The sequence below is a fragment of the Pseudomonas abietaniphila genome (genome assembly GCF_900100795.1).
In the GTDB taxonomy this organism is placed as follows: Bacteria; Pseudomonadota; Gammaproteobacteria; order Pseudomonadales; family Pseudomonadaceae; genus Aquipseudomonas; species Aquipseudomonas abietaniphila.
In genome coordinates this window covers 163,982-178,978 of record NZ_FNCO01000001.1, presented here as the reverse complement: position 1 = coordinate 178,978, position 14,997 = coordinate 163,982, and the positions used below count along the sequence as shown (strand labels likewise).

Here is a 14,997-nt window from a genome sequence, read left to right as displayed (position 1 = left end):
ATTAAAGAAACGTCGTATCGCTAGAAACTTCGCGCCACGACAACATGCGCAAGTTGACGAAGTTCATCGGCCTCCGCGCCAAAGGCGTCCAATGACGTGAGTGCACCCAGCAGAAGTTGCGAGGCATACTGCCGTGCACCTTCCAGTCCCCGTGAAGAAACAACCGTGGACTTGTCGGCACGCCGGTCTGCGCAAGTGGCTTTACCCAGGAGCAGTGGATCCCCGACGACGTCCAGAATGTCGTCTCGCACCTGAAAGGCTCGGCCGATCTGTTCGGCGTATTTGCTCATGGCCACGAAGCGGCTCGTTTGAAGGTCTGCACCGCTTGCCATCGCGCCCAGTACGACACTGGCCTCGATCAGTGCGCCGGTTTTCAAACGCTGCATTTCGGCGATCTGATCATTGTTCGGTCGGTCACCGGCCAAGGTCATATCGAGGAACTGACCGCCAGCGAGGCCCGCAGGCCCCGCCGCCTTGGCCAGGACCTCCACCATCTGCAACCGTATACCGGCGCTGACCTGCGACGATTGCGTCAATGATTCGAACGCCAGCGCTTGCAAGGCATCACCTGCAATCAGGGCCGTGCTCTCACCGTAGGCCACATGCAACGCCGGTTTCCCTCGGCGAACGAGCGCGTCGTCCATGGCCGGGAGATCATCGTGAACCAGAGAGTAGGTATGCAGCAGCTCCACCGCACAGGCGGCACCGTCCGCAGCATCAAGCTGCCCTCCCATGGCCTCACAGGCGCTGTAAGCGAGCATGGGCCTCAAACATTTACCCGGTTCGAATACGCCATAGGCCATGGCGCTGTAGAGCTTCTGCAGTGAAGGACTGGCGGGCATCAGCAGCGTGCGCAAGCCAGTGTCCAGTCGGGCACGAAGGGTCAGATACCGTTCACTGTTCACGCGTTCAGGTATATCGATCACCTCGTCATCACCTGTATTCGTTATCTGCGACGGCAGCGCGTAACGGTGAGCAGGCATAAGACGGTGAGGCCCATTTTGAATAAATAACTGCGCCCACAATAGCCAGGAAAACAATCATGATGGGCACTGCCCAGTTCTCATACCAGGCAAGTTCCGGGTAGCGAGGCCATGAAATATTGACGGCCTCAAACAGTGTCCAGCCCGTCGCGACGAAGATCACCGGGATACTGAAAATACCCAGAGAGAACGGCCCTTCTCGCCAATCACCTTTCAACATACTCACACAGGCGCCCACCAGCGGGAACGCAAAGGCGAGATAGAACCCCGCAATGCTGAATGCCAGTAACAGCGGATAGATATTGGTGAACGACAACATGAACAACAGCGCCGATAACCCGCCCGTCAATAGAAAGGCGCGCGTTGGTAATTTGTCGTCCCCGCTCAACTGCCGCAGAAAATCCGAGCAGGGAATGGTTCTGTCTCGAGCGAACGCCCAGATCACCCGGGACACCGACGCTTGAATGCCGAGCATGCACGCGACGAACCCGATAATGAACAACACCAGCATCCCCTTGTAAGCGACCTGCCCTAAATGCGTGATCAGCGTCACCGTGACAGGGTCGCTTCCGGCCGGGAATTCCAGCGCAGGCAAGGCAAGAATCAGCGAAAACGCCGAGAACGCCACCACCGCGCCAACGGACAGCAAGCAAAACAGCATCGCCCTGGGCACCGCACGTTCAGGGTCTTTGACCTCCTCGGCCACTGCACCGGCACTTTCGAAGCCCACGAATGCCCAGCCACAATAGGCAATGGCGAGCGCCACTTTCGACGAGAAGAAACCGGAGACACCGGGTTCCGGCCAGGCAAACACTTGCGCATCTGGAATCAGAACAGACAAGGCATTGACCTTAAACTCCACCAGCAACAGCACTCCGATGCCGACCGAACCGATGACTTCCGCGCCAATGCACAACCAGACGATGGTGGAGAAAATCTTCCGCCCCTGTGTATTGCCCCATGTGGCGAATGCGATGAGAAACAAGGCAATCGGCACGCTGATCATCTTGTCTGTCGCATCGACACCAAACAGTTGCGCTACGAATCCCGCACCACCCAGAGCGACGGTGGCGATGGTAATCGGCAACGTGCACATGTAAGTCCAGCCTGCAAACCAGCCAAAGCGGCTGCCGAGTAAATATTTGGACCACTGATAAATGCTGCCTTCAAAGGGAAATCGCGATACCAGCATGGCGAAGACCAACGCCACCAACAGTTGCCCTGCCATGGCCACCACCAGGCCCCACCAGAAAGCAGGGCCTACCGTTAAGATGCCGATACCGAAGATGGAGTAGAGCGCCACGATGGGCGATATAAAGGCAAACGCCAGGGAAAACGTGGAGGAAAAGTTCAGTTCACGCTGGAGGTGCTGACCCTGTTCCTGACAATCGTCCTTGCCTATCGGTGTGCTGTTCATGGGCAAACTCCCGCCGCTCGCGTAAAACCGCGAATCTTCAAGTTCATGTTGTTATCGTTTTAGGCCCGTCGCTGGAAAGCCGCCGGAGTACGGGTGCGTGCCGAGCCTTGAAGGCGATGTTATCGCGGGTCGATGACCGGACCAATAGTGCTAATCTGCACTACCCGCCCGTCATGACTGCCCGAACATATGCATCATGAACAAGGAAAATATTTCCCGTTCACTGGTGATGTCGAGCTTGGCGTATAACCGCTGTTTGTAATTTCGTACCGTGCCCAGACTAAGATCAAGTTTCTCTGCAATCACGGGCATCGAATAACCGCGCAAGGTCTTTTCAACCAACTGCCGCTCACGTGGACTCAGGTGATAGGCATCATAAAACTGCTCGAAGAACTCATTTACATCGGTCTGGATATACCCCTCACTTTTTTGTTCGAGAAAGACCGCCCTGATGCCCGTCGCACAGGCAGATACAGGCTTCGAATACTCCCAGTGGGCAATCAAACCTTTGACATTGACGGCGATCAGCTCAGGCTGACCCAATATGAAGTCGAGTGTTTCGTTTCCGAAGTCGTGACCGGTCAAGGCATGCCACGCAGGATTCTGGTAGATCATCCTGTTATCGCTGCCCAGCGTGAGAACGCCAACCTTCCCGTTGCCAAAGAGGGCACCCAGCCCCTCCAGAAATTCGGTTCGCATGTGGGCGGCCTGGGCAGCGACGATGATCGGGTACAAGGTGGTGAACAAGGCAATTTCATCTTCGTTGAACACCCTGTTTTCCCGGTCGAAACAAAAACCCAGATAGCCACCTCCGATGACAGGCAGCATCAGCGTCAGCTCATCCAGAATCTGCCCGGATTTAAATATTTCATCGTAGTAAACATTGCAATCGTCCTCGTTTTGCATCAGTGAAAACGTGACGACTGAGGGCACACGGTCTTCTGTCACTAATCGCAGCAGCGGGTCAATTCTGTACAGATGACTCATGTATTGTTCGACTGCCTCATGACTCAAGGCGGTATTGACAATAAACTCCGGGACGGAAAATCGGCTGTACTTGATAGCCAGCCAACGCTCACAGTCAATATAGAGCCCCAATGTCTCCAACACGATGGCGTAAAAGTCTTGATGCCCCACAGCATCGATAACGGAGGCTATCGCTGCCGCAACGCGCTTGTGATCACCAAAGAGTTCATTCATGAGGATCTCCGTCTTGCAAACGACCTCCGATCATTCAAACAAAGCGAGCAGTCACCATGCCACATTAATCCGCCGATCACGATCCGCAATACTGCAACGTTACATCATTGACTTCTGGGCAACGGCGTTGCAGTTCAGGTGTGTTTATTAACCCCAACAATGCGTCGACGCACGTGAACAAGGTTCTGAAAATACACAACCAACCGAGCAAACGGCCTCAACGCGACGCCGGCAGCCCTTCGTGGGCCTTGGAACTGGCAATCGAGAACTCGCTCGGCACACTGACGCCGTTCTTGGCGGCAAGGATTTCGGCCATGACGCTGACGGCGATCTCCGCAGGGGTCTTGCTGCCAATATAAAGACCGATAGGCCCGCGCAGACGCTCGAGCGACGCGTGGGTCTCACCGAAATGCTCGATCAGACGTTCGCGGCGCAGCTGGCTGTTGCGACGCGAGCCAATGGCGCCGATGTAAAACGCCGGACCGTGGAGGGCTTCGAGCAAGGCGAGGTCGTCGAGTTTTGGGTCATGACTCAAGGCGACGATGCAGGTTCGCACATCGACTGCGAAGTCGCGGACCACATCATCCGGCATGCCGACGATGCGCTCCACCCCGCTCACTTCCCACGCCTCGATGTGTTCCGGACGTGGATCGCACACCGCAACCTTGAAGCCGTTGAACAGCGCCATGGTCGCCAGGTATTCGGCCAGCGCGCCAGCCCCGATCATGAGCATGCGATATCCCGGCCCCAACGTGTTGAGCATCTGCTGGCCGTCGAAAGTGAATTGCGCCGGTGTCGCCGTGGGCTGGAGGGTGACCTCACCGGTCTTCAGGGTCAGCTCGCGGCGCACCAGCCGCCCGGCATCCAGCTCGCGCAGCAGCTCATCGAGCGACGACAAGGCGGGGTCGAATTCGAGAACCAGTTCAAGGGTACCGCCACACGGCAGGCCGAAACGGTGGGCGTCATCGGCACTGACACCGTAACGCACTACTTCGGGGGCGCTTTCCCTCATTCCGCTTCCCCCGTGAAGGGTCGTGTAGCGATGAATCAGGTCGTCTTCGATGCAGCCACCGGACACGCTGCCCACCACCCGGCCGTCGTTACGCAAAGCCATCATCGACCCGACCGGACGCGGTGAAGACCCCCATGTGCGCGCCACCGTGGCAAGCAGCACCCGCTCGCCGGCGGCGAGCCAGTCGCGCGCGGTGCGCAGGACCAGCACGTCGATACTTTCCATCAGGCTCTCCTCTTAGCGCATCTGCAGGATGATCGGGCTGCTGCTGGCAGGATCCGTGTGGTCACGCAGCTTGCCCACCGCTTGTGCCTCGACGGCAGTGCCCTGATTACCCCAGTGACTGCGCATGAATGTCAGCACGTCGGCGATTTGTTGATCGGACAATTGCTCACGGAAGGCAGGCATACGATACGCGTCTGGCACCCCGGCCGCCACGACACGCTGAGAGCCATTGAGGGTGATGTTGATCGCCGACGCGCTCTCTTTTGCCAAGGCGGAGGTGGCGCCCGCCAACGGCGGCATCCACTCGGGTTGCCCTTTGCCGTCCAGCCCGTGGCACGACGCGCAGCGCGTCGCATAGGTGTGAGCGCCAGGCGTCTGCGACCCCACTGCTGCAGAGCGCTCCTGATACTGCCAGGGCGCTCCGTCGCGCTGACGGTCACCGGGCAAGGATTTGAGATAACGGGCAATGGCGGTCAGATCATCGTCGGTCATGAACTGGGTGGAGTTGTTGAAGGCCTCGGTCATCGAGCCGTAGACCACCGCGTGCCTGTTGCGCCCCGTCTTGAGGAACTGCACGATCTCCGGCTCGCTCCATCGGCCCAGCCCGGTGTTGTGGTCATCGCGCAGGCTCGGTGCGTACCAGCCGTCCAGCAAGGCGCCCGCAAGGAACGGTGTACCCGATTCATCAAGGGCCTTCTCGTTGAACGCCAGGCCTCTAGGCGTATGGCAACTGCCACAATGCCCCGCGCCCTGAACGAGATAAGCACCGCGATTCCACACCTCATCTTGCGATGTGTTGGCCGCGTACGGCTTGGCGTCGACAAACACCCCGTTCCACAGCGCGATTGGCCAGCGCAGGTTCAGAGGCCAGGGAATGGCGCTCGGGATGTTCGCCTGGTTGACCGGCGCCACGCCCTTCATGAAGAAGGCATAGAGCGCTCGCACGTCGTCATCACTGAGTTTGGCGTACGAGGGATAGGGCATGGCGGGATACAAACGGCGACTGCCGGGTGCCACGCCGTGACGCACAGCCCGATCGAAGTCCGGCAGGCTGTAGCGGCCAATACCGGTTTCCGGGTCGGGCGTGATGTTGGTGGCGTGTATCGCCCCCAGCGGCGTGGCCATTTCCAGGCCGCCCGCGAATGGCGCACCGCCCGGCACGCTGTGGCAGGCCACGCAGTCGCTGAGCCTGGCAACGTATTCGCCACGGGCAACCAACGCCGGGTCGATGTCGGCCACGGTGATGGGTGGGCTTTCAAGACGCGAGACAGGCTCGCGCGTGACATACCAGGCCAGCAGGCCTGCCGCGACCAGGCATGGCACGGCCAGCCAGCCTGCGGTTCTTGCGAATCGGCTGTTCTTCATGGACGCTCCGGCGCTGATCAGGTGAAGGTGTGTCGGCTCATGGGCAGGCTGCGAACCCGCTGCCCCGTCAGTGCGGCCACCGCATTGGCGACGGCGGGCGCGACAGCAGGCAGTGGCGGCTCGCCGACGCCTCCCATTTTTTCCCCGCTCTCGACGACCCGGACATGCACTCGCGCCATCCGCGCAGGCGGCAGAATCGGGTACAGGTCGTAATTGCGGGCCCGAGGCTTGCCGTCTATCCACACCGACTCCTCCACGAGCGTCTGAGAAAGGCCCAGCGCCACGGCACCGTTGACCTGAGCCTCGACAATCGCCGGGTTGACGATGCTGCCGGGGTCGATCGCCTGCCAGATGTCATGCACCTTGACCTGCCCGTTCTCGATGGACACTTCGGCAATCACCGCCGTCTGCGTCCCGAACGGCGATGCCATCGCCACGCCGCGCGCCCTTTTTGTACCGTCCTCGGCGGTAAACGGCCCCCGCTTCCATCCCCCGGACAGTTCACCCACAGCCTGCAGCAGCGTGGTCAGGCGTGTGTTGTCACGCAGCAGGTGCAGGCGCAGTTCGAACGGGTCCTTGCCGCCCTTGTCGGCCAGCTCGTCCAGGAACGACTCGTAGAAAAAGTCGTTGAGGGAGTTCCCCACTGAACGCCAGTAACCGAGCATGGCTGGGCCTTTGACGTAGATCTGCGCGATGCGTTTGTTCGGGATGGCGTAGGACTTGCCCGACAACCCTTCCAGAGCCGTCGGGTCAAGCTTGTCACCCTGCTTGCCCGCGAGGGCCTCGGTAGGCCCTTCCGTGGCGCTGATCGCTTCAATTGCCAGCGGCCAGCCGTCGTTATCCAGTGCCGCGCGGAAATTGACCGCGGCAACCGGACGGAGCACGTCGCGCAGAAACTCTTCCTCCCGCGTCCAGATGAGCTTGACCGGACGGCCGACCGCCTTGGCCAGGACGATGGCCTGCGGGTACGGGTTGGCGGAGTCGTACAGAAAGTGCCGCCCGAAGAACCCGCCCAAGAGCGGCGAATGCAGTGTGATCTGTGAAAGGTCGAGACCGGTGCGCTTGGCGATGTCAGCGCGGAACATGTCCGGCGCCTGATTGGGCAGCCAGGCCTCCAGCGAGCCATCCGGGTTGAAGCGCGCCAACGCCGAGGGCGGCTCCAGTTGTCCGTGATTCAGGTACTGGTTGTGGTAAGTGGCGTCGACACGGACCTTGGCACTGGCCAGGCTCGCGGCAACGTCGCCTTCATTTTCATCGTCGCGGGCGGGGCCTTTCTCCGCCGCCAGTCGCTTGAAGTGCGCATCGCTGGAGAAATCCGCAGGCATGGGTCTTACTTTGCTGTCGGCCGTGGGCTCCTGCCAGTCGACCTGAATCGCCTCCACCGCACGTTTGGCGTGCCACCAGCGCTCGGCAACCACGGCCACGGCACCGTCGAGCCGGTGCACGGAATGCACGCCCTTCATGGCCTTGACCTGATCTTCGTTGCGCAGGTTTGCCACGGTCATCCCAAGACGTGGCGCATGCTGAACAGCCGCGTGCAGCATGCCGTCGACCTTGAGGTCGATGCTGTACAACGCCTTGCCGGTGGACTTGTCGTAGGCATCGAGACGCTTCACAGGCTTGCCGATCCAGCGGAACTGACTCGGATCGCGCAGTGGCACGCTGGCAGGATCAGGCACCGGCAGGCTCATCGCACGCTCGGCCAACGCACCGTAATCGAGTGAGCGACCGGAGCTGGCGTGGACCACCTTGCCCGGTTCAGTGGTCAACTCGCTGACCGGCACGTCAAGGGCCTGTGCGCCCGCCTCCAGCAGCATCGCGCGGGCCAGGGCACCGAGGCGGCGCATGACCGGGTAGCTCATGCGCACCGACATGCTGCCGCCGGTGATGCGCATGCCGTTTTCCATCACCACATAGGCTTCGCCGGGCGGCGCGGCTTCGACCACAAAGGTCGCCGGGTCGGCGTCCAGTTCTTCACCGATGATCTGCGCCATCGCAGTGAACGTGCCCTGCCCGCCTTCCATAAAGGGGCACAGCAGACGCACGCGGTTGTCAGGGCGGATTTCCAGGAACGCCGGCACCTGCGTGCCGCGCTCGGCCGTCGCTGCAGCCGCAGCCTGCACGCGGGTCGATCCCAGTGGCAGGCCGAAGCCCAGCACCAGTGCACCCACTGCGGTCCCTGTCAGAAAACGGCGCCGGGACAGGTTGACCGGGTCAGTCAAGGCAAGCGCGGAGGGTTGCAAGGCAGGGTCGATACGCACGTTCATCATGCGTCCCCCTTGCCGGCCAGTTCATGCACGGCGGCATGAATGGCGTTGTACGTGCCGCAGCGACACAGATTGACCATTGCGGCCTCGATCTGCGCAGCACTCGGTCTGGGGTTGTGTTTGAGCAGCGCGGTGGCCGCCATCACCTGCCCGGACTGACAATACCCGCACTGGGCAACCTGAAGATCAACCCAGGTCGCGACGACGCGCTTGCCCACGTCATCGGCCTCAATCGCCTCGATGGTGGTGACTTCTCGGCCGACCACACCCGCCACGGGCGTGACGCACGAGCGCACCACATTGCCGTCGACCAGCACGGAGCAGGCGCCACACTGCGCCAGGCCACAGCCGTACTTGGTGCCGGTCATGCCCAGGTCATCGCGGATCACCCACAACAGGGGCGTGTCGGCGTCGGCGTCGACCTGATAGGTCTTCTGGTTGATTCGTAGTTCCATGGTTCACCCGCTTGATCATCGGTTGACGTGCAATGTTATGAGCGGTGACGCGCAGCCAGGCACCTCATCGGTACAGCGTGTTTTTCGCTCAAGGCGTCGCAGTGCCCAGCGCTTGAGTTTCCGTTGGTTGCCCCCGCAGCAACGCCATGTCACGGCTGGGGGCCGTACCGAACAGACGACCGTATTCGCGGCTGAACTGAGAGGGGCTTTCATACCCGACGGCGAACGCCGCCCGCGAGACATCCAGGCGCTCCGTCAGCATCAGCCGACGCGCCTCGTTCAGGCGCAGCCACTTCTGATACTGCAGGGGACTCATGCGCGTCAGCTGGCGAAAATGATGGTGAAAGGTCGGTGCACTCATCTGCACGCGGGCCGCCAGATCATCGATGCGCAGCGCGGCGGCGTAGTTGAGCTTGAGCCAGTCGATGGCCTTGGCAATGCGATACCCCTGACCATCGACCGCCGTGATCTGCCGCAGCCTTGGCCCCTGATCGGTATTAAGCAGCCGATAGTGAATTTCCCGCAGAACCAGCGGCGCCAGCACGGGAATCGCCTCGGGTTCGTCGAGCAACGTCAGCAGGCGATCAAGCGCGCTCTCCAACGCCGATGACAAGTGGCCAATCCCGGCACCCGTCCCTTCCGCTCGCTGACGGGTTGCGGGCAAACCACCTTGAGTGATGACCTCGGCGAGCATGCTCACATTCAGTTTCAGCACCAGCCCGACACAGGGCTGCTCGGGGCTGGCAACCATCACTTCAGAGTTGGCGGGCAAATCCAGTGAGGTGACCAGGAACCTCGACGGGTCGTAGCAGTAACTCTCGCCTCCCACCCACAACCGCTTCTCGCCACGGCCCACCAGAATCAGGCTTGGCTCGATCATGCACACGGCGGGAGGCGCCGGTTGGTCGCGACGAAACAGCGACAGGCCGGGAATGGCTGTGGCGATGTCTCCCGTCACGCTCATGCGGGGGTCGATGTTGGCCGCCAAGGGGGATTCATGGCGCGGGGTGGTCGGCATCATGTCAGGTCTCTTGTGTTGACCGAACTCTAATCCGCTGAGGAAACGTTTCCTATCCACCGCCCTGCATCCCCATAGGATTAGGCAAGCATTCAAGAGGAATGCACTAGGGCGCGGGCGGATCGACAGCGAGAATGTGTCGAACTGTTACGGGAGAGGCGTCACGCAACGTTTCCCTCCCCGAGCCATGCCGGCAACAACCGCTTGTCCCGGTCATTCCCATGCACCGACGCGGACGCCCCAGGCCTCGCTGTTCAGCGCCGCTTTCAGCAAACCGAATCAACGCGCTTGTCGCACCACAGGTATTCCCATGACTTCACGTTCTACAGAAAAACGCGGCTGGAGCGCCGTGCTCGCCATGTCGCTGGCCGCCTTCGCGCTGGTCGCTTCAGAGTTCATGCCCGTCAGCCTGCTGACGCCCATCGCCGCCGAACTGCAGATCACCGAGGGCCAGGCCGGCCAGGGCATTTCCGTGTCGGGTGCGTTTGCACTGGTCACCAGTCTGGTCATCGCAGCGATCGCCGCGCGCGTCGAACGCAAGAAGCTGCTGCTGTGCCTGACCTTGCTGATGATCGTCTCAGGAACGGTTGTCGCGCTCGCGCCCGGCTATCCCTCATTCATGTTTGGGCGTGCCCTGATCGGCATCGCAATCGGCGGGTTCTGGTCGTTGTCAGCGGCGACCGCCATGCGACTGGTGCAGCCTGCTCAGGTTTCCCGTGCGCTGGCCATCGTCAATGGAGGTAACGCGCTCGCGACGGTGATTGCAGCGCCGGCCGGCAGCTTTCTCGGCGCGTTGATCGGCTGGCGCGGTGCGTTTTTCTGCGTCGTGCCGGTCGCAACCCTTGCGGCCGTGTGGCTGCTGATCAGCCTGCCGTCCTTCAAGACCGAACGTCAGGCAGGCAGCGGCAATGCCTTGCGGTTGATGAAGCAGTTGCCCGTTGCCTTGGGCATGGTCGCCGTCAGCGTTTTTTTCATGGGGCAGTTCATGCTCTTCACGTACCTGCGCCCGTTTCTTGAGGGCGTGACCGGTGTCAGCGTTTCCACCCTGTCTTTCATGCTGCTGGGTCTGGGCGTTGCAGGTTTCATCGGAACCTTCCTGATCGAAAGATTCATCGGCAATGGCCTCTACCGGACACTGACGGTGATCCCGCTGATCATGGCCGTCATCGCCCTGGCGCTGGTGAATTATGGTGCTTCGCCGCTGCTGACCGCGGTCCTGCTCGGGCTGTGGGGACTGGTCGCAACCGCTGCACCCGTCGGCTGGTGGACATGGCTGGCGCAGACGCTTCCTGACGATGCGGAAGCCGGTGGCGGCTTGCTCGTGGCCATTGTCCAACTGGCGATCGCAGGCGGCGCAATCATTGGCGGCCTGGCCTATGACCTCAGCGGGTACAAGGCCACCTTCGAGCTCAGCGCAGCCGTGCTGGTCGCCGCGTCTTTCCTCGCCTGGCTGGCGGGTCGCTACGCCACTGAGGTTCATCTCTGCGAATCGAACGCAACCGCCTGAACAGGTCTGCAAACGGAGGATTAAACCGGCCATCGCTCCGCCCATCAGTGCCTTGCGAAGTCAGAGTGATCAAAATGCGTCCCAGCCTGTCCCAGTAGAAGCCGCTTCTTGAAAGCGGCGGAAAAGGTTCTAATGCATGCTTGCGCAACGGTGCGGATCACCGAGCAGCATCATCAGGTACGTATTCCTTTCGCCTATGGAGCAGGACACGCATGACTCAGCGCACTCCCACCCCCGTTTTCAAGTCTGTCGGATGCGCTGAATGCCGCAATGCTGACGGGCTGGGATTCGACTTCACCATGGCTTTCCAGCCGATTTTCAACGTCAAAACCGGCGCCACCTACGCGTACGAGGCGCTGGTGCGCGGCATCAACGGAGAGTCGGCCGCCAGCATTCTGGGGAGAGTGAACGACAACAACCGTTACCGGTTCGACCAGGCCTGTCGGGTCAAGGCCATCGAGCTGGCCGCAGAGCTCGGACTGTTGGCGATTCCTGATTGCAAACTCAGCATCAACTTTTTACCCAATGCCGTTTACAGGGCCGAGACGTGCGTACGCGCCACACTGGAAGCCGCTCGCCTGTTTGATTTTCCCGTTGGGCGCCTGATGTTCGAGGTCACGGAAGGCGAGCGCGTGGACGATCCTGAGCACCTGAAATCGATTTTTGAAGAGTACGAGCGTCAGGGTTTCACGACGGCCATCGATGACTTCGGATCGGGCTACTCGGGGCTCAACTTTCTGGCGATGTTCCAGCCTAACGTCCTGAAAATCGACATGGCGCTGACCCGTGGCATTGATCGAGACCGCGCACGTCAGGCGATCATCGAGGGCATCGTGCTGGTGACCAACCGGTTGGACATTACCGTCATTGCCGAGGGCATCGAGACGCCGCAGGAGTGTGAAACCTTGCTGAAAATGGGCGTCGAGCTGATGCAGGGCTACCTGTTTGCCCGGCCGGCCATCGGCGTGCTGGCCGGCATGTCGCCGTATACAAGACCGTAGACGGTTAACCCGCGCCGGTAGAAACGCCAAACCACGCCCTTTTTCAGCATCACGTACCGAGTTCCAGGAGTTTGTCATGCCATCCATTGACCTGAGTTTGCTGGGTGGACGCTACTCCCCGGTGGCGCTCATTGAGCGCGAAAGAAAGGTCTTGGGTCAGATCGCCAGCGGTATGCCGCTGGCGGAAGTGTTGAATGACCTTCTGCTCGCCATTGAAGCGCAGAGCCGTGACATGAAGGCGTCAGTGCTGTTTTTGAGCGAAGACGGTCAATACATGCTTCATGGAGCGGCGCCCAGCCTGCCGGCGCCTTACAACGAGGCCATTCACGGAATCGCCATTGGCGAGGGCATTGGCTCGTGCGGCACCGCTGCAGCGCGCGGTGCTGCTGTTTATGTCGACGATATCGCCAGCAGCCACCTGTGGCAGGGATACGCGGACCTCGCGGTGCCTCACGGGCTGCGTGCTTGCTGGTCGATGCCAGTCAGGGCCGCGGACGGGAAAATTCTCGGCACGTTCGCGGTCTACTACGGCGAACCCCGCACGCCAACCGATGGCGATATCGAAGCCATCGCTGTCATTGCCCAGACCGTCGCGCTCGCCATCGAACGGCATCGCTCGGATCAGCGGTTGCGCCAGAGCCAGGATGAACTGCGTGACCTCAACAATTACCTCGAGCGCAAGGTCAATGAGCGCGCCACAGAGCGAAGCCGTACCTGGCTGCTCAGCAATGACTTGCTGTCCGTCATCAACGCCCACGGAATCATCGAGGCCTCCAATCCTGCCTGGACGATTTCCCTGGGCTGGTCTCCGGAAGAATTGCACACCACCTTTCTGTCCTTCATCCATCCGGACGATGTACCCGGCAGTGAAGCCGTCCTCACCCAGGCTGCCCGAGGCCGGCCGGTCTCCCGTTTTCAGAATCGCGTCCGTCATCGCAATGGTAAATACCGCTGGGTCGCGTGGGTGGCGGTCCTCGAGGACGGAAAGATCTATTGCAGCGGCCGCGACATCACCCACGAAAAAGATCAGGCCAACAACCTGGCGATTCGTACCCGGGAACGTGATCGGGCCTGGGGACTGTCACAGGAGCTGCTGGTGATCGCCTCGCCCAACGGCACGCTGGATGAAGTCAACGGACGCTGGACCGAACAGCTGGGATGGTCGGAAAGCGAGCTGGTCGGTACCACCTTTTCAGACTACACGCACCCGGATGACCTGACGGGCTCGCTGGCCGCATTCACTACCCTGCTCGAGGCTCCACTGACCGTGCCCTATGAGTACCGACTGCGCCACAAGGACGGTTCTTACAAATGGTTCAGCTGGACAGGCACCTTCGAAGACGGTCGTGTCTACGCAGCAGGTCGGCATGTGACCAAGGAAAGAGAACAGGCCGAAGCGCTGCGCCAATCCCAGAAGATGGAAGCCTTCGGACAACTCACTGGCGGCGTGGCCCATGACTTCAATAATCTGCTGACGGTCATCCGGTCTTCGACCGATCTGCTGATGCGCCCGAACCTGACCGAAGAACGAAGACTGCGGTACGTGACCGCCATTTCAGAGACCGTCGATCGCGCCGCCCGGCTGACCGGGCAGTTGCTCGCCTTCGCGCGCAGACAAGCCCTTCAGCCGGAAGTCTTCAGCGCCTGCGAAAACGTCGATGCGATCAGCGGGATGATGAGAACACTCAGCGGCTCGAGAATCGAAACGGTGATCCAGCTCGACGAGCAGCCTTGCTGCGTGAACGCCGACCCCAGTCAGTTTGATACCGCGCTGGTCAACATGGTCGCCAATGCCCGGGACGCGATGATGGGCGAAGGCAGGCTCACACTCACGGTACGCCCCGTCGAATCCATGCCCTCCGTCAGGCTTCATCCGCCCTCGACCGGCGCTTTCGTGGCCATCTCGATCTCGGACACGGGCACAGGCATCGCTGCGACGCAGCTGGAGCACATTTTCGAACCGTTCTTCACCACCAAAAGCGTCGGCGAAGGCACGGGATTGGGGTTGAGTCAGGTATTTGGCTTCGCCAAGCAGTCCGGTGGCGAGATCGCCGTGGCCAGTGAATTGGGCAAAGGCACCACCTTCACCCTCTACCTCCCGCGCGTGAGCGAGGCAGGCTGGATGTCGAAACAGGCCCTCGCCGATATTCCCCTGCAAGAAGGTCACGGCACCTGTGTGCTGGTCGTGGAGGACAACAGCGACGTGGGCACCTCCGCCGTGCAGGCACTGACCGAACTGGGCTACAGGACAGTCCTGAGCACCAATGCGCTCCAGGCCATGGCCGAACTTGAATCCGCTGCCCAGCCGTTCGATGTGGTGTTTTCCGACGTGGTCATGCCAGGCATGACCGGCATCGAGTTCGCAAACGAGCTTCACACGCGCTACCCGGAACTCCCGGTCGTTCTGACGTCCGGTTACAGCCATGTACTGGCTGACAAAGGTTCCGACGGTTTCGAGCTGCTGCATAAGCCCTACTCCCTGGATCAACTTTCCCGAGCGCTCAGGAAGGTCGTCAGAAAATGAAGGCCTTTCCGGTGACCCGTCCA

Annotated in this window: 11 protein-coding genes; 3 read left to right on the top strand and 8 right to left on the bottom strand. The window is 60.8% G+C overall.

Annotated elements, in window-relative coordinates; translation table 11 throughout:
* Nucleotides 1-20: 20 nt before the first annotated feature.
* The 8 genes from BLS87_RS00655 to BLS87_RS00620 all read right to left on the bottom strand — a co-directional run bounded on the left by BLS87_RS00655 (nucleotide 21) and on the right by BLS87_RS00620 (nucleotide 9,945).
* Nucleotides 21-926, bottom strand: coding sequence for a polyprenyl synthetase family protein (locus BLS87_RS00655; RefSeq protein WP_341845425.1), 906 nt, complete (start codon nucleotides 924-926; stop codon nucleotides 21-23).
* Nucleotides 927-933: 7 nt separating this feature from the next.
* Nucleotides 934-2,400, bottom strand: coding sequence for an APC family permease (locus tag BLS87_RS00650; RefSeq protein WP_074749477.1), 1,467 nt, complete (start codon nucleotides 2,398-2,400; stop codon nucleotides 934-936).
* Nucleotides 2,401-2,571: 171 nt separating this feature from the next.
* Nucleotides 2,572-3,600, bottom strand: coding sequence for a helix-turn-helix transcriptional regulator (locus BLS87_RS00645; RefSeq protein ID WP_074749476.1), 1,029 nt, complete (start codon nucleotides 3,598-3,600; stop codon nucleotides 2,572-2,574).
* A 217-nt stretch (nucleotides 3,601-3,817) separates the two neighbouring features.
* Nucleotides 3,818-4,837 (bottom strand): XdhC family protein, encoded by a 1,020-nt coding sequence (locus BLS87_RS00640; protein ID WP_074749475.1) that lies wholly within the window; start codon nucleotides 4,835-4,837, stop codon nucleotides 3,818-3,820.
* A gap of 12 nt (nucleotides 4,838-4,849) precedes the next feature.
* Complete coding sequence (locus BLS87_RS00635; RefSeq protein WP_074749474.1) at nucleotides 4,850-6,202, bottom strand: c-type cytochrome; 1,353 nt, start codon at nucleotides 6,200-6,202, stop codon at nucleotides 4,850-4,852.
* Between the two features lie 17 nt (nucleotides 6,203-6,219).
* On the bottom strand, nucleotides 6,220-8,469 hold the full coding sequence (locus BLS87_RS00630; protein WP_074749473.1) for a xanthine dehydrogenase family protein molybdopterin-binding subunit: 2,250 nt from the start codon (nucleotides 8,467-8,469) through the stop codon (nucleotides 6,220-6,222).
* The gene (locus tag BLS87_RS00625; RefSeq protein ID WP_074749472.1) at nucleotides 8,469-8,924 is read right to left on the bottom strand and encodes a (2Fe-2S)-binding protein; all 456 of its coding nucleotides are present in this window, start codon (nucleotides 8,922-8,924) and stop codon (nucleotides 8,469-8,471) included. The genes BLS87_RS00630 and BLS87_RS00625 overlap by 1 nt, the downstream gene beginning before the upstream one ends.
* Before the next feature lie 88 nt (nucleotides 8,925-9,012).
* Complete coding sequence (locus tag BLS87_RS00620) at nucleotides 9,013-9,945, bottom strand: AraC family transcriptional regulator (protein ID WP_074749471.1); 933 nt, start codon at nucleotides 9,943-9,945, stop codon at nucleotides 9,013-9,015.
* Nucleotides 9,946-10,252: 307 nt separating this feature from the next.
* Between BLS87_RS00620 and BLS87_RS00615 the strand changes: the two genes are divergently transcribed.
* The 3 genes from BLS87_RS00615 (at nucleotide 10,253) to BLS87_RS34395 (ending at nucleotide 14,974) form a co-directional block, all read left to right on the top strand.
* Nucleotides 10,253-11,449 carry an MFS transporter gene (locus tag BLS87_RS00615; RefSeq protein WP_074749470.1) on the top strand — a complete coding sequence of 399 codons (1,197 nt, stop codon included), beginning with the start codon at nucleotides 10,253-10,255 and terminating at the stop codon, nucleotides 11,447-11,449.
* 212 nt (nucleotides 11,450-11,661) lie between these two features.
* Nucleotides 11,662-12,450, top strand: coding sequence for an EAL domain-containing protein (locus tag BLS87_RS00610; RefSeq protein WP_074749469.1), 789 nt, complete (start codon nucleotides 11,662-11,664; stop codon nucleotides 12,448-12,450).
* A gap of 76 nt (nucleotides 12,451-12,526) precedes the next feature.
* A complete protein-coding gene (locus BLS87_RS34395) occupies nucleotides 12,527-14,974 on the top strand; it encodes a PAS domain-containing protein (RefSeq protein WP_074749468.1) in 2,448 nt (815 codons plus the stop codon).
* Nucleotides 14,975-14,997: the final 23 nt, after the last annotated feature.